Raw genomic sequence first — 19,778 nt, 5'->3', positions numbered from 1 at the left:
GCTGGCACAGTAATAGCACCCATCCACGTTGGAGTAGTACTGTCTCGCTGCAAGAACAGCACCGTGACACGATGCATGATTACCCAAGGGCTGTCGGTTGTGAGGTGCGGGTAGCCGATTGCAATTGGCTTCCAGGTTATGCACCTCGTGTTCGCCCGAGGGCTGGGCATTTCGATTTACGCAGAATTGCGGCATAAGAACCTTCCTCCGGTTCACTCAATCGGCCGCTGGTCCGCTTCTCCCATCTAACGATTTGTAGGCAAATTCTCCATATTCAAGGGGAAACGCTTTCTCGAGCGTCTTAACAAATGAAATAGATTTCCGATGCTTAGCGACAAATTTGATCAATTATGTACGGCATAAGGACCGGGCTAAAAAACCCTTGGATGGAGGAAAAAAAACCGAAAATGCGTGACGTAAGCACGATCCCGAAGTACATTGAAGTAAAGCACATCGGTTGCTCAGCGTGGCTTCTTTGAGAATCAAAGCCTGCCTCATCTTCTTAGCCGCATTCTTTCCCCTCTTTGCTTCAGCGCAGGGGGATCTCTCTATCGAGGTTATTCCAGACGAGACGTCTCTCAGACCAGCGGGATCTACTGGTTCCGTAATCGTCAGGCTTACTAATCTTGGACCGGAACCAGTAACGGTACCGGCCTCGCGTGTCGAAGTCCCAAACTTCGGTATTTTGCCGGTTGATTTTTTCCAGATACCGGGAGAAAACTGCACCGTTGCGCTTGGCGTGCTCGAACCCTTCGACGTCAACGATCCCATCATCTTCGTCTACACATTCAGCTCACCTGATCTCCCGGCAGGCTCATCAAGTGATTGCCGCGCCAATAATGCCGTCAATCCAAACTTTGAGGGAGAAATCGCCCTAACCTGGGTGATCCGCTCGCTACCGATACAGCCGATCGACCCAGACATTTCAAACAACAGAGCAACTCTAGCTTTCGGTACCCCGTTACCGGTTCAGGTTCCAGCGCTCTTTCCAATGTCTGTGGCATTGATGGTGACCCTTTTTTGTTTGATTGCGACGACCAAAAAAGTCATGAGGAGGCCAACCGGTGACTAGAGGCTCACATTTGCAGTTACGTTTTTTGCTGTTCCATTCACTCGTTCAGGCGGAGTCCAAGCCTGTGTTAAACGAGGCAAGCCCGTTGCGGGTTCCCAACCCAGAGTTTTCTACACTAAACGGCCCCAACTCTCGCGAATTCGACGCAGAAGTAGATTTCCGTGCACTCATTGATTCCGTTGACAATTTGGTGGAACTAGACGCGCGCCGCACAGTCACCCTAAACCTCCCAGGAGAGCAACCGTTCGAGACGTCGTTTAAAGATTTCATCGCTGCTGACTGTTGTTTTGACGAAGATGCCCTTCGCCGCCTGATTGTTCGAGCCGACCCGGACGCACCATTGGAGGATTTCAATTTTACTTGGCGAGGTAAGGGAGAATTTGATGAAGATGTAGTCATTGCAGTGAGAAACGGCCAAGCATCCGGATTCATAACAACGAAAGCCGGAATGTGGCGGGTCTATTACAACCAAGGTTCCGAACGCCATATAGTCCGCTATATCGACGAAACTAACTACCCAAGTGACGGCGTGGGACAGGTGACAATTGGGCGCGGAACAGGGAAGCGATTAGCGTCTCCTATTCTTGCCAATCCAATAAAGGGGAGGCCGTCCCAGAAGGGTACAACGGATCAGAGGCAGATTGACTTGCCGGTGCTGTACACCAATGCAGCCCGGATCGAAGCCGCCACCTTGATCGGTAGTCCTGTTCCCCCGCCAGGAAACACCGCCGCCATCGATGCTGTGATTGATGATTCACTTAATCAAATCAACACTGCGTTTGACAATAGCTTGGTCACATTTGCAAGAGCGAGCATCGCTTCCTCTCAACAGACCGGTTACGTGGAGGGAACGAACTCCTACCCCGACCATTTGGAGATTACGCGAGACGACCCAGGAGTCATTGGGTTGCGCAACGCCAACGAAGCGGACGTAGTTATGCTTGTCGTCAGTGAAGTGGTAGATACCAGCTGCGGATTTGCCTACGTCCAGAGAACCAATAACTGTGGGCAAGGGCTAGTAACGTTTCCCGAAGTTGAGTGTAACGGGATCGGACCCCAATTTGAGTCCTATGCATTCGCTGTTGTAAACGTACAATGCGCTGCTGATCGGGCGGATTTTGCACACGAGCTTGGCCATGTTCTCGGATTGGAGCATGACCCTCAGTCTTTTGCACCGCCGCCAGCGGATGCCTCCTTTCCATGGTCTTTTGGAGCATGCTTTCCCGGAGCGGCACAAGGCGATTTTCGCACCATTCTCGGGAACTTCACGGTAACGCCCTGTGGTGCGCCTAATACTCCAAGGCAATTGTATTTCTCTAGCAACGATCCCAACGTGACGTTTAACGGATTCATGACCGGGGATGCCAATCAGGACAACGCGAGGACGCTGATGATCTCCACTGAGGTGGTATCGCAATACCGTGGCCCCGTGGGGGTTATCTTCAGAGACAGCTTCGAGCAAGACCTCTGATGCCGTTGATCTTCAGTCCAGCGCCGTTCGCTCGGCGCTGGGCTGAAGCCGCTAAGGCGCTCTGCTAACAATTCCAGAGCGGAATATCGAGCAACCGAATCGAAATCGACACAAATGGCGTCGGTCTAAACCTGATTAGTAATGCCTAGCGCCACATGTACTACCGCTCAATGACCTAGTTCACGTTGAACGCAAGCTGTGCTTTGTACTACCACCATTCTCGCGAATGGCTGAAGCTGTCGCTTCATATACAACGCCTAGCTTGGCAAGGGGTCCCGCCGCGCGCCCCCGTTGCATCCCTCGGCTTGTGGCAAAGCCTCGGCATTGAGCCTCATTTCGCCATTAACCGTATCGCCGGTTAACCATTCGCCGTCGTTTGGTCGCTGCCCACTATTCGGGAGGGCCTTCGAGCTTGTCGGCGGTCATCAAATTTTCCCCGATGGCAACTTGTCCGGGCGAAAAAGAGCACCATTGCCCTGGGGTTGGTCCCGCGTTCAGTAGGAAGTGTTCCAATCACCACGGTCCCCTTACTATGGCATAGTTTCTGTTTTTTTAAGTCCGTAACGAAGAATCCGGACTTTTCCGTTCTTCCGCCGAAGAAAGCCTGTTGAAATCCTCCGCGACACCAAAGGTCGCATTCCATGTTTTCAGCTGCTCTGGTCAATCTGTTCTTTTCTCTTGCGTCTCTACAAACGGATGCCGATTCTGAATTGGTCTATTGGCGAGAGCTGGGTCTTCAAGAACAGGATCTTGTGACCTTCGAGAGACTGAAATCCACTCCTGGTCTCGTTTCTTCGAAAATTGTTGATGATCCGATTCTCGTCCTTGGTGTGTTTTCTCAGTCGGACGCAGCGCGTTTAAGATTTGCCCGGCTGTACCTGCGTCGGGAACTTGATCGCGCGGAGCGAGAGCTCGCCTTCTTCCGAGCTTATTCAGAGGTCTATGACAAGGAAGTCGGTCAAAAATCGCTAATCGATCTGTCGACTTTCCGCACCAAACGTGGGGCGGATACACCATCCTCACGCTTAGTGTTGGTCATGGAGACTGACTGCGCTCCCTGCGATCAACTCGTTGACTGGATACAACTTTCTGCGGACCGCAAGCAGATTGCTGGCGCTGACCTGTATTTTCCAAAGGAGCCAGAACCTGACGGGATCCAAGCATGGGCTAAGGCGGTCTCGCTTGATCGCTCTTTAGTCGCGGATGGACGGTTGACCCTCAACGTTGGTGGACCGATCGACTCTCCATCGATAAATTCCAGAGTTCCGCAGATGTTCTGGCGACGTGGCAACGAACTCCAGCCGCTGACGTTGTCTGAACGCCTAAAGCTGGGATCGCCATGAGAGCCTATCCCATCGAAGCGCTGCTGCGTCCCGCGGTTGAATGGCAGTCTGCTATGGTTGCCCTCGCGAGCGCGGCCTTGGTTGCCGTGTATCCCCACTATTTTTTTGTTGAAGCGGTTCCCAGCGCCGTGCTCGCACTCCTCTTGCTCGCTCTTGCGGCGACCCGCGCTTTCCAGTCATGGAAAATCCTTCGATATCGGCATTGCCTAATCGCCCGGCGCGCTTGGCAAATCATGGGGTTTCAATTCGCTCCGCAGGATCCTGTGGATATCGGTCGAGGATTCGACTGGGGCGCCAAACACGTAGCGCGCCTCGCCGACGCACGCTCGGAACGCGGATCCCGCCAGCTTGGACCGGCCGTGGCATCCGATCGCGGCGGTTCCCCGTTCCTCCACGGTGTCGGACTGTTCGAATTCCGGTCCGAAATGCTGATTTCCCTATCAGACGCTGCCAGAGCGGGCAACATGCTAGTGCTGGGCACGACGGGAACCGGCAAAAGCACAGCACTTCAGTACTGGGCCACCCAAGACATCCTCCGAGGCGATGCCGTCATCATCTTCGACCCTAAAAATGACCCCGATGTACTGATATCGGTCTACCAGGCCTGTCAAATCGCCGATCGAGAAGAAGACCTAAGAATCCTCCACCTCGGACATCCCGAGGGGTCTGATCGCTACAACCCTGTAGGCCGCTTCGAGCGAGTCACCGAAGTGGCCAATCGCGTCACCGGAAGACTCTCGTCTGAGGGTGAGAGCGCCGTGTTTCGGGAGTTTGCCTGGGTCTATATCAATACCATCACTCGGGCGATTCAGGACCTGAAACAACCGTTGGACTATTCGGCGTTGCTGGACCACGCTCGCGACATTGGCCCGCTCGCCGAAGAGTACCTGCTAAGTGTTGGCGGCGTAAAACTCAAAGCTCGTCGAAACGACCTGCTTGAGCTCAAGCGCAACGAGCTCGCCGCAGGCGAGCGGGCAGGGCTTCGGGAGTACACCAGCGAGATCCTGGCAACCGTCAAGGCCTACCGAGAAACCAAAACCCAACCAAACGCAGTCGCGGAGAGCCTTATCCGCCTTCTGAACGTGGGTCCTTCTCACCTGGACAAGTTGATTCAGTCGCTCTTTCCGTTTCTGGAACGTTTGTGTACGGGACCTGCGGCCTGGCTGCTTAGCAGCGAGACAGATTCAGGTAGATCTTTTGATTGGGAATCGATCATCCAGGCACGCGGCGTTGTCTACGTCGGTCTGGATGCGCTCACGGACGCTGACGTAGCCAGCGCCGTTGGCGCTGCTATGTTTGCAGACCTGACGGCATTAGCGGGCAAACGTTACAACGCTGCAGCCGCAACGGGTTCACCCCTCAACCAGCCCATCCGTATCTACGCCGACGAGCTCTCCGAGCTGCTCGGCAAGGAGTTTATCCAGTTGGTCAACAAAGGGCGCGGCGCCGGGCTGTCGATTACCGCTTTCGCTCAATCGTTTTTTGATGTGGAAAGCGCGATTGGCAGTCCCGCCCGCGCCCGGGTGGTACTGGAGAACTTCAACAACCTGCTGATGTTTCGGGTTCGCAACGAACAGACTGCCGCCGCCATCACCGATGGTCTGCCTCAGGTCACGATTCAGACGCAAATGGTGGTGTCGTCCACGCAGGATAACCCCAGTCCTGAGACCGACATCGACTTCACAAGCAGCACGCAAATACGGCTCGGCCAGGAACGCATTCCGCTTCTGTCCTCGGCCGACATCAAGCAGCTGCCGCGCGGCGAATGTTTTGGGGACCTGGAGGGCGGTCGCATCGTCAAGCTAAGGCTGCCCTGGCTGAATCGCACTCAAGCCGACCTGCCGCGGTCCCTGAATGAGATGACCGCGCAGATGCGCAAACGCTACCGATCCAGCGAGGCGTGGGCCAATTTTTCCATCGATATTCCGGTTCCCACCAGTGAATAAGCAAAAGCCCAGGGATCCGCGAACACAGGCTCCGGGCCTTGCCCCCAGGCTGGTACGTCTCGCTGTTGGTGTTCCCCTGATGCTCGCCGCGAGTCTGCTTCTATCAATTCTGATCGAAAGCACCGGCATTGCATTGGGCTGGTGGGGTAACGGCCACGCCGCCGAGATGCTGGCGCGCGAGGTTCAACACTTACAGTTTGACCAGCAGCGAGACTTGATCGGTATTCCAGCGCCCGGCAAGACCGCGTTGCGCGTCGTCGAGTTTCTTCAGTCATCAGGTTTATCGCAGGGGCAGTGGCAGTCCCGTTTGACCGCACGAGGCATCAACGAACCCTGGCGGTCTTGGCTATGTGTGCCCGTCGGCGTATTGGGCGTGTTCTCCCTACGCCTTGTGGTGTGTCTCTACTCCGCCGGACTCATGGTGCTTTGCGCCACGGTCGGCCTGCAAGAGGGACTCATGCGCCGTGAGCTCCGCAAATGGGGCGGCGGCGCAGAAAGCGCCTTTCTTTATCACCACCTCAAGCGTTGGCTGCGCCCCTTGCTGATCACTGGCTGGCTGACCTATCTCGCTTTGCCGATTAGCGTTCATCCGAACTGGATTTGGATGCCCCTGGCAGTAGGCCTGGGTCTGGTGCTGATGGCCACCGCCTCGCTGTGGAAACGCCTGACATGAGATTAGCCCAATGAATGAAGCCTTCGAACGAGCTGCCGGTTTTTCGATGGGCTATCTGCAGACCCTGCTGTTTTCCCTGGCCTTGGCGCTCGCCGTCGCCTGGCTGTTTTGGGTGATTCGTCATGCCGGAGAGGCACTCATCAATGACGAAATCGACAACGGCCGCTTTGTCATTGTCGTCAGCCGCGCGTTTTTAGTTTGGACCGCCCTGCTGGCGTTTTCCCTGCCCCTGCTTAATGGAGGAAGTTGATGTTGCTTGATCGTCGTACCCGCTGGACCTTGTTTTTCCTTTTTCTCTCGGTGACTGGCCTCGCTTTTGGCCAGGAGATCGAATTTGATGTGCCGCCAGGCATTGAGGCCGATCCAGAAACCGATCCCATCGGATTCTGGGTCGCCTTGGGCATCTGGATCATCCAGATCGCGCTTTGGCTCGCGGTTGCCTGGGCGCTGCTCTACTTTGTCGCCAAGCTCGCAGACGGCATCCGCATGTGGTGGGCCGACCGTGATGGCGCGGCCGAGACCGTCGGCCGGATCGGCGGCAGCGTCGTGGTCATCGTGATGATTCTGGCGGCGGCCGTATTTGCCAACGGCTTTTTGAACCAGATGCGCGAGAACATCGATGAAGCGGTGGCCATGGCACCGGCGGAGAGCTCGCCAACCGCCACGGGTCAACATGCGTGATTCAGCCTCCGCAACGTCTCGACGTCCCGCCGCCCGTGTTGTTTGGCTGCACCCGCACCGAAATCGGCGTAATCCTGGCGCTGGTGATCGGCAGCGGCCTTGCGCTTCTGCTCCTGACCTGGCCACTGCTGTGGCAGGTCATGGACAGCGGCCTGAGCGCTTTCGTAGTAGCCCTGTTTGTGGCGGTGATGGGAACGCTTCTGAGCGGCTGGCTGGGCATTCGGACCCTGGGGGCACTCAAGAGCCGTCGATCTCCGGAGTGGTTCGATCAACGCCTGGAGCGGATCAAACAGCAGATCGGCTTGGGACATCCCAAGCTGGTCGTGAGGAGCGGTCCATGGCACAACCTTCGCTAGTCGCGCACCCGTTTAAGCGGCAGCTGGATGAAAAAATCCGGCAGATTCTGTTGCGAGAGCGCTTGATCGCCATCTTGCTGGTTCTGTTGACTGGCACGCTCAGCCTTGCCGCCTACCTATCAAAACACATCACGATTCACGTGCAGCCGGGGCTGAACGCGGTGACCACGGTGCAGCGGGATGTGGTGCCGTTGGTGAATGTCTATGGGTTCGCTGAGCGGGTGATGCAGGAGCTGTTTCGGTGGCCTGCAGATGGGGCGCAGGACTATCCACGCCGGATCGCTGGCCTGGCGGCCTACCTCACGCCCCGTTGCCACGAATGGCTGGAGCGTGATGCCGAGTACCGCCAGAACGCAGGCGAATTGCGCGGGCGGCAGCGATCGGTCCAGCCCGCCGCCTGGGCCGACCCCACGGCTCAGGTGACGGTATCGGCCGCGGGGCACTGGTTGGTCGATCTTCAGTTCGACCTTGAGGAGACCAGCAGGGGTCTGGCCGTGAAAGACAGCGGATTTTTGTGGCGCGTGCCCGTGGTCCACCGAGACGTGGATATGGCCAGCAATCCCTACGGCCTGGCGCTGGACTGCCCCTTTGCTGATGGCACACCGATCCGGAGAAAGCCCGCCAATGCGTAGTGTTTTCATGGTCCTCTTGATGGTGTGGCAAGCGGCGACCACCGCCGCAGAACATACCGAGACATTGATCGACACGCAGCGACCGTTGCGCGTCGTACTGGGGCAAGCGGAGCGGTTGATCCGGTTTGACGGGCCGGTCGCGTTCGCGTCCAGGGACGTCAGCGGTCAATACCGCTTAGGTGACTACTTTCATCTAAACAACCTGGGTGCCAATGTGCTGGTCGACGCCAAAAAACCGTTTCCGGCGATGCGCGTGGAAGTGATGCGTCGTGATATCGAGCATCGTTATCTACTCGATCTAGCGTTCGCCCAATCGGCAGCGCCCATGGCGGATTTGGTGATCACGCAGCGGACGCCGGAGCCGCCGGCTCAGCAACCCGTGTCCTGTAAGACGGCATCCTGCCTGTCTGACCCGAGGGCAAGGCTCATACGGTTTGCGGCGCAGTGGTTTTATGGGCCGCAGTCCCTGGTGACTCCGTTACCGGGGATTTCTGCGCAGCTGACTCCAGCATATGCCAACCTACGCATGCCCGATGGACTGCAGCTCAAGGCCGTTGGGCGCTGGTACTGGCGAGGATTCGAGCTTGACGTGATGCGCGTACAGAACGTTCAACAGACGCCTATCCAGCTGGACCCTCGTGAGTTTCGGGGGCTTAAGCCCGGTTCGATGGTCTCGGCGCAGCGTTGGGCCTTGGACCCAACGGATCGTCCGGGTAGCAGCACACTGGTATATCACGCACGTCCGGAGTCTCGCTGATGTACGGGCTAGCCGGTAACCGGCTGATTGTCGTGATCACCGCCGTTGTACTGTTCGTCGCGGGGCTGGGTGCGTTTTCGCTGTTGCAAGCACCATCGGAAACCCAACGTCCCGTTCAGGCACCGAGGCAACCACTGATTCCCACGCAGGATGCCGACACCTACGCCGACACCGTTCAATCCATGGCCATAGAAGTTCAGGGCGTCAAAAACGAGTTCAGCGATGTGGAAGAGACGCTTCGTCGTCAGCAGGTTGCGCTTGAGGAACTTTCGGAGGCAATAAGCCACGGCGACGAGACTGCCAAAGATGATTACGCATCGCTGATGACCGCAGTCGAGGAATTGATCGGTGAGCGGGTAGAGGAGGTGAAAAGCAATCTGCCGGCCGCAGTCCCAGTTATCACTCGACAAACGACCCCCGCTAAGCCAGCCGAACCGCTGTGGATTTTGCCCCGTGAAGAGTCGGTCTTCGAACGTGCCTCGGAGCTTCCTGCCGAAGATGACGATACGCAACAGTGGTTTGGCCAACTGGATGAGCTTATTGACCGTACGACCCGCGGGTTTGAGCCCATCGAAGGCGCGGCGCAGTCGTCGGGCGATGAGTTTTCTACATCGCGCACAGAAGACGACACGACCCCGATTTACACCATTCCTAAGAATGCGACTGCATTCGCCGCCAAAGCAGCCACCGCTCTTATTGGCCGTGTACCGAGGAGCGGCCAGGTCAGCGATCCCTATCGCTTTAAGGTCGTAACCGGTCCCGACCTGCTGGCCACCACCGGCATCATGCTGCCGGGTGTCGTTGCTGGGATGGTCTGGTCGGGCACGGCCGTGGGGGACTGGGGGCTGGGCTGCGTCCGTGGCCGACTCGATTCGGTCACGTTTACTTTCAGTGATAGCCGCATCGTCACGCATGATCAAACGGGCAATCGCGGTATCGGCTGGATTTCTGATGCTTTCGGCAATCCGTGTATTGAAGGGACGCGCGTCTCAAATGCGGGCGCCACATTGTCAGCCAGGGCCATTGGCGCAGGTCTGGAAAGCGGCGCTAGAGCCTATGCAGCGGGGCAAACGGATCAACTGCTCAGCAACGGCGTGGTGGTGAACCGCATTGACGATGCGGGCGCCCTGGCGGCCTTGGATTCGATCGGTGAGGGCGCGCGCGAGCTCAATCGATTTCTGGATCAGCGGCTGCGAGCCATTTTTGATGCGGTTTACGCGCCTAACGGGACGGAAGTGCTGATTCATCTCGAAACAGCCATTCCGATCGACCATGTCCCCAACCAACGACGAGTGTCCTATGAATAAGTGTTTTTTCAGCCTTGGGGTTGCCGGCACGCTCCTGCTGGGCTGTGCCAGCCAGCCAGAGCTGCCGCGAAGCGATCTTACCGTCAAAGCGGTTTTTGAGTCGGTGGCGCCCATCGAGCCGCAGCCTATTGAGGTCTCTTCGGGCGCCACTGACCTTCGTGGGTTCACCCGCAATGCAGCCAATGAACTCCAACAGCTGTTTCCGAAGCTTCCTAACCCCACGCTGCTGATTTATGTGGTGCCGCATCGCTCGGGCGGTTTGCCGGTTCCTGGCTATATGACCGCGATCTCGATGTATACGGCCGATCCCTTTGGATTGCCGGGTGAATGGGTTGGAGTGAGTGGCGAGGTTCAACCCTGATGGGTTTGCGATCGCTGTTCAAGCCACTACCCGCTGGGCTGACCCCGCAGCCTGATGCCTTGAGCCTCAAGGAGTACCGTGCACGGCTGAAGGAGCCGCGATCGGTGGTTCCCTATCTCCCGTTTCAGACCTTCAGCCAGTCAAACCAGCTGTTTCTCTTTGAGGACGGCTGCAACTGCGGCCTGCTGCTCGAATTGACACCGGTGCCTTGCGAAGCGCGAAACGCCGAGCGCATGGCGGAAATCCATGAGCAGATCCACCAGGCGCTGATTCACGGCGTCGATGAGTCTGACCCTCCCTGGGTCCTGCAACTGATCACACAAGCCGAACCGTCCTTGGATCAACTTAGCCGCCATATTGCGGGTTACCCGAACACCAGCCGTTTTGGTCGCGCCTGGAAGCAGGTGCTATTTCGTCATTGCCGGCAGGTGACGCAGCCGAACGGAATCTTTTACGACGACAAGAGCGAACGGATCTGGCGCGGTCAGCAGCAGCGGACGTTTTTGGCGGCGTGGCAAACGGTTCCGAAAAGACCTCTCGTGGAGTCGATTGATGCAACTGAGGCCGCAGCGACGCGAATTCAGGCGGCGCTGTCTGCTGCGGGGATTCAAGTGCGGCGCTGCGACTCTCGAGACGTAATCTCGCTCGTGTTGCCTTGGGTGTCCGCTCGGCCCAATGGCGTCAGTCCCTACGACTATCTCGAAACGCTGCCGCTCCCCGAGGAAGGAGAGGATCTGGCCGGCCACGACCTCGCCGAGATCTGCCTACCGATGTCACCGCGTTCGATGTCTGACGGCAGTTGGCAGGTCGGCCAGGAACATCAGATCTGTTTGCCGGTTCGGGTCCTCACGCGCATGCCAGGACCCGGGCACCTCACAGCAGAGCGCGATTTCGGAGACCGAAAGGGGAGTCTGTTTGAACGATTGCCAACGGGCACCCGATGGGTCACCACGATCGTGTATGCGTCCCAAGCCTCGATTCAAAGACACCTGGGTCATATTGTTGAAACCGCGATCGGCGCCGGGTACGAAGCGGAAATCGCTGCGGAAGAGGCCCAAACAGCGCTCAAACATCTCGCCGGCAAAGAAAAGCTTTACCGCGTCAGCCAAGCCGTCTACCTGAGAGCCGATGCCCCCTCTGAATTGCGCCGCGCCTGTCGCCAGGCCGCCAGCGTGCTGAGGCCAGAAGGCTTGCAGTTGGTCGATCCCGCTGACGACCAGTTACTGATGGACGCCTGGCTGCGTCACTTGCCGTTCGCCTTTGATGCAAAGCTCGACCGGTCGATCACCCGCCGCGCTCGATTGACCTATGGCAGCCATCTTGCCGCTTTGGCGCCGCTCTACGGTCGATCCACGGGTACCGGTCACCCGGCGATCACGTTCTTCAACGCCGGCGGGGAGCCGTTCTGCTGGGACCCCATCCGGGACCGAACGCGGAACGCTCACTTGACACTGTTAGGTCCAAGCGGCAGCGGTAAATCCGCGATTCTGAACTACATGCTGGCGTCCATGATGTGGGCACACAAACCGCGACTCTTCATCATTGATATGAAATGGCCTTACCCATCGTTTGGCCTGCTGGTGGACTACTTTCAATCGCAAGGACTCTCTGTCAACCGTATCCGCTTGATGCCCAATGACGCGCAAGCCTTACCGCCGTTCAGGGATGCCATGCGCCTCCTCGACGACCGGGGCCAACCGATCGCTGACGCTACAGAAACGGATACTGACGACGGATCAGAACAGCGGGATTTGCTTGGAGAGATGGTTTTGTTGGCCGAAACCATGGTCACCGGCGGTGACGCCAGCGCACGGCGCAAATTCACCCGTCCGGATCGACTGCTCCTCAGCCAGGCGATTCTCCACGCCGCAAAAAGCGTATTTGGCCGGCAGGAATACCCACTCACAGAACACGTCGTCGAGGCGCTACGCGATCTGGCCAATCAAGGCGCGGAAGGCATCGATCCGCCGCGTGCTCGATGGATGGCGGCCAATCTGCAGTACTACACCGTGGGCTTGGCTGGCCAACTGTTTAATCGCTATGGCGATCCGTTTCCCGAAGCGGACGTCACCTTGATTGAGCCGGCGGTGATTGGTCAGGAAGGGCATCAAGATGAGCTAACGGTCGCCTTCATGGCCATCTTGCAAAACATCCAGGCGGTGATTACTCGCGATGCGTCCGACAACCGACAAACGATCGTGTTGGCGGATGAAAAACACGTCGTTGCTGCCAACCCTTACCTCGGTCCCTACACCGTGAAAATCGTCAAGGTCTGGCGCTCGGCCGGCACCTGGTACTGGCAGGCGACACAGGACCTGGAGGACTACACCGAGTCCATGCGACCGCTGATCAACAACTCCGATTGGTTTATTGGCATGTCGATGGAGAAAGAGCAGCTGCAACAGCTAAGAGCCTTTAAGTCGCTGACCGACGAGCAGATCGGGCTGATTGAGCAGTGTCGGATCGATCCCGGCAACTATGCCGAGGGAACGCTGATTCACCGAAACTTTTCGTCGATCTTCAGAGCCGTCCTTCCGCCGCTATCGCTAGCGCTAGCCCAATCCGAGCGGGAAGAACGGGCGCACCGGTATGACCTGATGAAGCGCTATGGCTACAAGACCCAGCTGGAGGCCGCGCTACACGTGGCCCGAGAAATTGAGCGGGCGAGAAGCCAGAACGTGCAGGAAGACACCACGGAGGCGCCGCGATGATGGGGCCGATGACGCTCACGCTTTGGCTCACGGCCCAATCGGCACCCAATGTTGAGTGTTTCGCCAATGAGCAGACGCTCTTTCAGCGAGGATCCGTGACCGAGCTCGCAGAGTCCCGGGGCCTGACGATCACTCAGTACCGTCTGTACGACCGCTTCCAGATGGAAAGGCTACTGAGCGTAGGTCTTGGCAGCGATCCAACACGAGCCAAGCAGATTCTTCAATCGCGATTGGACGACAACCCACAGTGGCTCGAGCGACTCACGAATGCAGCGGTCGGGGAGTCCCGAGCGCTGATGCTAAATATCGAGCGTTTTCCGGCCATCGCTATCGATGGGTCGGTCTACTACACCGACGACATTGACCAGGCGCTTGTGCGGCATGGGGAGGCCCAGCACCGTGCTCGCTAAGCTATTGGTCTTGTCGCTCGCTCTTCCCGGTAACTTCACCACGGCACGGCTGTACGAGGCCGCGGTGACCAATCTCGATTGTCTGGATTACTGCATCGTTGGCGTCTGTTTCTGGTTGCGGTGTGCACCGCTCTGCACGCTGGAAACCACCCTCCGCGCCTCCCACCGCAGCCCGGACCTGGTGGTGTCGACCTACAACAATCCAGGGGAGAACCCTTGGATCGAAGCCAATGTACTCTCTAGTGCGATTGGGGGTAATGTGGCCCGACGTTTTGGTCTGTCAGGTGGCCATTCAGAGACTGACCGGGCGCATTCGACGCTCCGAGGGGCTGAGACCCACAGTCTGCAATTCAGCGAAGCCGATGTTTTTGGCGGGATCGGGAGCTCATTTATTCAATGGGCCGATGACGCACTCCCAGTATGTGAGGCCGAAACGACGCTTTTGCGCCCCTATTTCTTGGGCCCGGTCAATTGGTACCCGTGGCGCTATGGCCTGACCGAGCTTCGCTACCCGGCGACCTATGTCCCGGGACTGCGGGAAGTGGGCACCTGGGGTCCGGTTCACCCACGCATCGGTTTTCTGGTTCAGGCCGATGAACCCAACGCCTGTGCCGTGATCGCCCAGCGTGCGGCCGACATCACGACCAGGCGTCGCCAGCCGCATATCTATACCCACGCTGGCGGCCCACAGACCAACGAACGCACCGACCAGTGGCAGCGTGTTCACCCCAACGTTGGCCGGATCTGCGGCCCGTTCGGTCGAGACCCCAACCACTCGCATGGTGATGGCGGTGAACGGGGCCGTTTTGCCTGGCAACTGTGGCGACGATATAGCTGCTGCCAAGACAACCCCGGCGCCGTTTTTCTTTTTCATCAGTCCACCTCACGAGTTTGCCAATGAAGTTCTGCTTGCTGACGACGATTGCGTTGTTCTTGATTCTTGCCCTGCCATCAACCGTTGAGGCCGATGACTTCTACTATCGCATCGGTGGCGCTGAGCCGTTCTCAAGACCCACCGTTCGCCCCGCCCGAAATCTGCGCGTTGGCGCGCGATTTAACGCCGGCGTTGCTTATCACTGCGGCAACTTTGATTTTGACGCTTCGCTAGCGGCGCAAATGGCCAATGCCCGTGATCGGCTGCGCACCGGCATTGTGACCTCGGTGCAGTCGCTGTTTGCCGCACTGCCGGAGCTGCTCCTTCAGCGGATTCGCCCGGACCTATACGACCTCTTCCAAAAGCTCATGGTGCGTGCCGAAGCGGATGTCCGATTCGCCTTCCAAAGCTGTGACGACTGGCTGGAAGCAGGCCGAGAATCCGACGGCCTGGGCAAATTGTTTCGGGAAGCGGTATCAGTCAATTGGGAAACCGAAATCGACCGCAACGGTGAAGACATCTATCAGGCCCAACGCAATATCAACGACAACCCTGCGGGACGGGGCATTCGATGGTGTGATGGGCAGTTTCGAGCCGGAAGCTCAGGCGAAGCCCTTAACCCCGTGTCTGACTCAGCAATTGCGGGCTACAACGCCCTTTTGGGCCGTCGGTGCAATGACCGCTCAGAGCCCGTTTCCAACGAGCCATCGGACGAACCCGGTGCGGCTTGGGCGCAGCTCACGCAGCAGTTCGAGTCGCCCGATGACCTAGAGGAATTTGTTCATCAGGCATTGGGAGACAACGCGTTTCAGGCGGATACCGCCGCGGTTGGGGAGGGCAGGGTGCCGCAGGGCCTTCAAGGACTGCTGGAGACTGCCCACTACCGCGACTACAACCTAATCGAACGCGCAGTATTTGACGACTTCGCGCCACACGGCCCCGAGACCTACGAACCATTCTATGCTGGTGGTTCTCGCCTGACGCCAGACCTCATCTCAGCGCTCCGGCAGATCGAACCGGGGCGTCGCCGCGTGCTGTCAGCTCGATTCGCTCGTGAAGTCGCCGCAGCGCGAGTCGTCGATCAAGCGCTGCAGGTCCTGAAATCCCTCGCTGCCGCTCGAACCATACCAGAGCTGCGCTCATCCGATTTTGTGGTCAGTGAGATTGACCGCGCCATGGCCGATCTCAAGCGCCAGATCGAGGAGCTGATGTTCGAGCGACGGGTGAGGCAGTCGCTGGTGACCGACTTGGCGCAGATGATTCTCGCGGAAGCCGACGCGATCACCACGCGCAACACGGACCAGGTGCCCGCCAACGTGTCCCCGCTTCGTGTTGAGGACGGCGGAGTGATCGACCAACGATGATTACTGCGGATTCCTACATGGAGCTCTACGGGACGCTCATCGGCTGGTATTTCTATGACCGTGCCTGGGAGCTGGTGGTGGGATCGGGGCTGATTTTCCTCTTGGCCTTCTACTGGGTGTACATCAACTGGCGTGGGCCAGCGACCTCTCAGGAAGCCAGAGCGGGCTTTGCGACGAGCGTCGCCAAGATGGAATGGGAGGTTTATACAGGCATCATTTTGATTGCGCTGTTTGCCTGGCCCGTTGTACCGCTCAGCGTGACCCAGATCGAGTTTGAGCTGGAAAACGGACAGCGGGTGAACGCTGACAATAACCCTTCGGTCTTTGATGGGTTCTTCCCCGACGGTGAATTCCAAGATATCCGTGTACCGCTGTTCTGGCATGGGGCAATGCAGATTGTCGCGGGCATCAACAGCGCGATCATTGGCGCATCGCCTGACATTCCGAATTTTCGGCGGGCGCTGACCACCTTGGATTACGGATATATTCGGGATCCGAAGCTCCGGCATGAAGTGGACCGGTTCTACGGTGAGTGTTTTCGTCCTGCACTGGCGCGATACCAGAACGCCCAGAACTCGGCGCGGCCTTTCGATTTAGCCTCCAGTGACGGCAATGAGCCGTTTTGGCCGGGCTCGCTGTCGATGCGTGTGCTCTATGGCCGGCCGAACTGCCGCAACTCTACCTGTCTGCCCGTTCTCCGCGCAGACGAACCGGTGAGCGGATTTCCGATTGATGCGGCGCGTGACGTGGAGCCGGAGTTTCGGGGAAGTGATGCGCAGCGGCGAAGCGCTCATGGGCGCCCATTTTGCGGGGAATGGTGGAGTGATGCGGACAACGGCCTTCGGAGCCGATTGCTCGAAGTTGGAGAAATACAGGGGATGGGACCAGGCTTCCTGTCCTCGGTCTTTACCGACATCGATCCCGAGGAGGAAGCGGACATCACCGTTAGGCGGCTACTGGAAAACCGTCCCGTCCTTGCGGCCACGAACTCACAGGTTGGCTATGCCAATACCGATCGCAGTTTTATTGGCGGAATACTGAATCGCGCGACGGCGATTGTGGGCATTGAGGTCTCGACGTTTTTCAAAAGCACTGGGCTGTATGGATGGATTCGGGCGCTGCCGATTGTTCAGGGATTGATGCTGATGCTGCTGTATGCGACAGCAGCATTTTTGATGCTGCTTCCCGGCATGCGGCTACAGACCCTCGTGGCGCTGTTTGTGGGGTTTTTCACAATCAAGTTCATCTCAGTGCTGTGGCATTTTGCTTACTGGATTGAGCAGTTCTTTATTGGAACCGTGATCGACGAGGATGTGCTTGCGGTGCGCGTGCATGGGCAGGCACTGGATAGTCAGATACTCAACTACCTGCTGCTGTTTTCCTACGCAGCAATTCCTGCTGCATTTACAGTCTTGATGGGGTTTGTGGGGTTTCGGGCCGCGTCGGGAGTAAGTGGCGCCGTCGGTAGCAGTGCAAACTCGATGAGAGAGGCTGGCGACGTCGGGGCCCGCATCAGCGCGCGCGCCGGCGTCAGGGTGGCGGGAACTGGGCCAAGGCAGTGATCAGAGCGGACTATCTTTTTGCTCGAAGTCTAAGCCGAGGTTGAAATCTTCATCTCGCGCGAAAGGCGCATTCCAATCAGACCGTTTCGGAAATACCTCGAATGGTGACCGGCCAGCAAAGAGCGCCAGGTCAACAATGTCCACTAACTCAGACTCGCAGGGGTTGTGTGCGAACAGGTCTTTGTCCATGGGACTAGGATCTCACATATCGTTGGTCGGAGCACTATGAAGAAATCTCTATGCCGCCCAATTACGCCAAGGCTTTTGCGGTGTCGCGATGCCCCCGCTTACTTAGGGATGGACCGAAATCGCTTCAACCGAGAAGTCCGACCGAGCATTACAGAGATTCCGATCGGTCGCCAAGGGCTCGCCTTCGACCGGCTTGAACTAGACGCGTGGGTGGAGGAGTATAAGAGCCGCAACGGGCGTCCCGCCAACCCGAAAGGAGGAAAGAAGTTATGGGACGCAAACGAATACCAGGGTTGCGGCAGAGAAACGGAATCTGGCACATCGAGAAACAAATCCTCGGCCAGGCAATTCGCCAAAGCACTGGAACAAGTAGCCTCAAGAAAGCGGAGCTGATTCTCGCCCGCAAGATTGAGGAAGTACGGAATTCGCTTACATTCGGGATGAGGCCGCAGCGGCTGTTTCGACAAGCGGCGGCACGCTATTTGGAGGAAAGCCTCCATTTGGCGTCGATCCGCGACATCGCGAGACATTTGAAGCAGCTCGACCCGTTTATTGGCGATCTTCCGCTCGATAAGGTTCATCTAGGCACGTTGCAGGGCTTCATTGCTGCCAGGAAGGCGCAAGGGGTCAAAACTAAAAGCATCAATCTGGCGCTGGCAGTAGTCAGGCGAATCCTGAACTTAGCGGCCCGTTTGTGGCGCGATGAGCAGGGGCTAACCTGGTTGGAATCCCCGCCGCTGATTCAGATGCTCCCAGTTTATGACGCCAGAAAGCCCTACCCAATGTCTTGGGACGAGGAACGGCTGCTTTTCGAAGCCCTTCCGGGTCATTTGGCGCAGATGTGCTTATTTAAGGTGAATACGGGTTGCAGGGAACAAGAAGTTTGCAAACTTAAGTGGGACTGGGAAATTCATGTCCCGGAGCTTGAGACTTCCGTGTTTATCGTTCCTGGAGTGCACGTGAAAAACCGGGAGGACCGATTGGTGGTGCTTAACCGCACCGCAAGATCTGTCGTCGATGGGATGCGAGGCCGACACGCCAAGTATGTTTTCACGTACCAGGGAAACCCGGTAGCGAGAATTAACAACAGTTCGTGGAAACGAGTCCGCCGGGAAGTAGGTCTGGAACAGGTTCGCGTACATGATCTGAAACACACTTTCGGCCGCCGCTTGAGAGCTGCGGGGGTACCTCTGGAAACGAGAAAGGTACTACTGGGGCATCGCAATGGTGACATCACAACTCACTATTCCGGACCCGAAATCGAAGAGTTGATAGAGGCTGCCAATCGTGTGTGTAGGCAAGAGTCCGGCAAAAGTCCGTCACTGGTTTTGCTGAGACAAAAAGCCGCTGCGGTGTGATGTCGCAAATGTTTGAAAGTAAAGAAGAAAATTGGCTCCCCGGGACGGGCTCGAACCGCCGACCCGCTGGTTAACAGCCAGCTGCTCTACCAACTGAGCTACCGGGGAACACAGGAGGGACGCGATTCTGCGCTGTTTGTTGGCGGGCGTCAAGCGCAGATCAACGGTGATCCATCGGGCCGCGTGCGGCTGCTGCGGGCCCGGCCGACGTTGGACAGGATGATGGCCCGTGGCAGCCCACCGTGGACCTGACAAATGGTGAACGTCAGGTTGCTGCCCGGTGAGGCGCCGCTCGGCAAAAACCGTATCGCTCGGCGGGCTCGGGAGCTGACCACCGAGATATGTTCCGGCAGTCGCCCGAAGCCTAGCCCGCGTTCGTCGGGGTCGCGCAGGCGGTTGCGATTGCTGTCTACGAACGTCAGCCAGCCAGACTGCCACTGGGTCGATCCGGAGCACTGCAGCCCGTCTGAGCTGGGGCATAGCACCGTCTGCTTGCCCTCGGTGATCGCCGTTGTTCGGGCCAGACTTAAATGACTGAAAAGGCGGCTGTGTGCGCTACGAGTCTCCTGCGCCGCCACCAGCTCTCCAAAAGCCGGGATACCGGCGCCTAGCAGCAGGCCCAGAATGCTTAACGTGACGAGAAACTCGATCAGACTCAGGCCGCTTTCGGCGGCAAAACTACGCAGGGGTTCCAACAGTCTACTTCCGGCT

Annotated in this window: 20 protein-coding genes and 1 tRNA gene; 18 read left to right on the top strand and 3 right to left on the bottom strand. The window is 57.8% G+C overall.

What is annotated here, in order from left to right; genetic code table 11:
* Positions 1-457 precede the first annotated feature (457 nt).
* From AAF358_07945 to AAF358_07865, 17 genes are all read left to right on the top strand, one after another.
* Positions 458-1,072, top strand: coding sequence for a hypothetical protein (locus tag AAF358_07945; protein ID MEM7705465.1), 615 nt, complete (start codon positions 458-460; stop codon positions 1,070-1,072).
* Positions 1,073-1,082: 10 nt separating this feature from the next.
* Positions 1,083-2,543, top strand: coding sequence for a zinc-dependent metalloprotease family protein (locus AAF358_07940; GenBank protein MEM7705464.1), 1,461 nt, complete (start codon positions 1,083-1,085; stop codon positions 2,541-2,543).
* A gap of 641 nt (positions 2,544-3,184) precedes the next feature.
* A complete protein-coding gene (locus AAF358_07935; protein ID MEM7705463.1) occupies positions 3,185-3,886 on the top strand; it encodes a hypothetical protein in 702 nt (233 codons plus the stop codon).
* Positions 3,883-5,832: a conjugative transfer system coupling protein TraD gene (gene traD, locus AAF358_07930; GenBank protein ID MEM7705462.1), complete on the top strand. Its 1,950-nt coding sequence runs from the start codon at positions 3,883-3,885 to the stop codon at positions 5,830-5,832. The genes AAF358_07935 and traD overlap by 4 nt, the downstream gene beginning before the upstream one ends.
* Before the next feature lie 79 nt (positions 5,833-5,911).
* A complete protein-coding gene (locus AAF358_07925; GenBank protein ID MEM7705461.1) occupies positions 5,912-6,505 on the top strand; it encodes a DUF4400 domain-containing protein in 594 nt (197 codons plus the stop codon).
* Positions 6,506-6,515: 10 nt separating this feature from the next.
* On the top strand, positions 6,516-6,755 hold the full coding sequence (locus tag AAF358_07920; protein MEM7705460.1) for a hypothetical protein: 240 nt from the start codon (positions 6,516-6,518) through the stop codon (positions 6,753-6,755).
* On the top strand, positions 6,755-7,186 hold the full coding sequence (locus tag AAF358_07915; GenBank protein ID MEM7705459.1) for a hypothetical protein: 432 nt from the start codon (positions 6,755-6,757) through the stop codon (positions 7,184-7,186). The genes AAF358_07920 and AAF358_07915 overlap by 1 nt, the downstream gene beginning before the upstream one ends.
* The gene (locus AAF358_07910; protein MEM7705458.1) at positions 7,183-7,542 is read left to right on the top strand and encodes a DUF3487 family protein; all 360 of its coding nucleotides are present in this window, start codon (positions 7,183-7,185) and stop codon (positions 7,540-7,542) included. Before AAF358_07915 ends, AAF358_07910 begins: the two co-directional genes overlap by 4 nt.
* Positions 7,524-8,174, top strand: coding sequence for a TIGR03746 family integrating conjugative element protein (locus AAF358_07905; GenBank protein ID MEM7705457.1), 651 nt, complete (start codon positions 7,524-7,526; stop codon positions 8,172-8,174). The genes AAF358_07910 and AAF358_07905 overlap by 19 nt, the downstream gene beginning before the upstream one ends.
* Positions 8,167-8,931: a DUF3438 family protein gene (locus AAF358_07900; GenBank protein ID MEM7705456.1), complete on the top strand. Its 765-nt coding sequence runs from the start codon at positions 8,167-8,169 to the stop codon at positions 8,929-8,931. Before AAF358_07905 ends, AAF358_07900 begins: the two co-directional genes overlap by 8 nt.
* A gap of 32 nt (positions 8,932-8,963) precedes the next feature.
* Positions 8,964-10,238, top strand: a complete 1,275-nt coding sequence (locus tag AAF358_07895; GenBank protein MEM7705455.1) for a TIGR03752 family integrating conjugative element protein — start codon at positions 8,964-8,966, stop codon at positions 10,236-10,238.
* Positions 10,231-10,599, top strand: a complete 369-nt coding sequence (locus tag AAF358_07890) for a hypothetical protein (GenBank protein ID MEM7705454.1) — start codon at positions 10,231-10,233, stop codon at positions 10,597-10,599. Before AAF358_07895 ends, AAF358_07890 begins: the two co-directional genes overlap by 8 nt.
* Entirely contained in the window at positions 10,599-13,310 is a 2,712-nt protein-coding gene (locus tag AAF358_07885) for a conjugative transfer ATPase (GenBank protein ID MEM7705453.1), read from the top strand. The genes AAF358_07890 and AAF358_07885 overlap by 1 nt, the downstream gene beginning before the upstream one ends.
* Positions 13,307-13,720, top strand: a complete 414-nt coding sequence (locus AAF358_07880) for a DUF1525 domain-containing protein (GenBank protein MEM7705452.1) — start codon at positions 13,307-13,309, stop codon at positions 13,718-13,720. The genes AAF358_07885 and AAF358_07880 overlap by 4 nt, the downstream gene beginning before the upstream one ends.
* Positions 13,692-14,621 (top strand): TIGR03756 family integrating conjugative element protein, encoded by a 930-nt coding sequence (locus AAF358_07875; GenBank protein ID MEM7705451.1) that lies wholly within the window; start codon positions 13,692-13,694, stop codon positions 14,619-14,621. The genes AAF358_07880 and AAF358_07875 overlap by 29 nt, the downstream gene beginning before the upstream one ends.
* On the top strand, positions 14,618-15,958 hold the full coding sequence (locus AAF358_07870) for a hypothetical protein (GenBank protein ID MEM7705450.1): 1,341 nt from the start codon (positions 14,618-14,620) through the stop codon (positions 15,956-15,958). The genes AAF358_07875 and AAF358_07870 overlap by 4 nt, the downstream gene beginning before the upstream one ends.
* A complete protein-coding gene (locus AAF358_07865) occupies positions 15,955-17,520 on the top strand; it encodes a conjugal transfer protein TraG N-terminal domain-containing protein (GenBank protein MEM7705449.1) in 1,566 nt (521 codons plus the stop codon). Before AAF358_07870 ends, AAF358_07865 begins: the two co-directional genes overlap by 4 nt.
* Here the strand turns inward: AAF358_07865 and AAF358_07860 are convergent, their stop codons facing one another.
* Positions 17,521-17,709 (bottom strand): hypothetical protein, encoded by a 189-nt coding sequence (locus AAF358_07860; GenBank protein ID MEM7705448.1) that lies wholly within the window; start codon positions 17,707-17,709, stop codon positions 17,521-17,523.
* A 269-nt stretch (positions 17,710-17,978) separates the two neighbouring features.
* On the opposite strand from AAF358_07860, the gene AAF358_07855 reads away from it, so the two are divergent.
* Positions 17,979-19,067, top strand: coding sequence for a tyrosine-type recombinase/integrase (locus AAF358_07855; GenBank protein MEM7705447.1), 1,089 nt, complete (start codon positions 17,979-17,981; stop codon positions 19,065-19,067).
* Positions 19,068-19,099: 32 nt separating this feature from the next.
* Here the strand turns inward: AAF358_07855 and AAF358_07850 are convergent.
* Positions 19,100-19,175, bottom strand: a tRNA-Asn gene (locus AAF358_07850).
* Between the two features lie 41 nt (positions 19,176-19,216).
* Positions 19,217-19,762 carry a GspH/FimT family pseudopilin gene (locus AAF358_07845; protein MEM7705446.1) on the bottom strand — a complete coding sequence of 182 codons (546 nt, stop codon included), beginning with the start codon at positions 19,760-19,762 and terminating at the stop codon, positions 19,217-19,219.
* Positions 19,763-19,778: the final 16 nt, after the last annotated feature.

This window comes from Pseudomonadota bacterium (assembly GCA_039033415.1).
Taxonomy (GTDB): Bacteria; Pseudomonadota; Gammaproteobacteria; order Xanthomonadales; family SZUA-38; genus JANQOZ01.
This window is presented reverse-complemented; position numbering and strand designations above follow the sequence as displayed.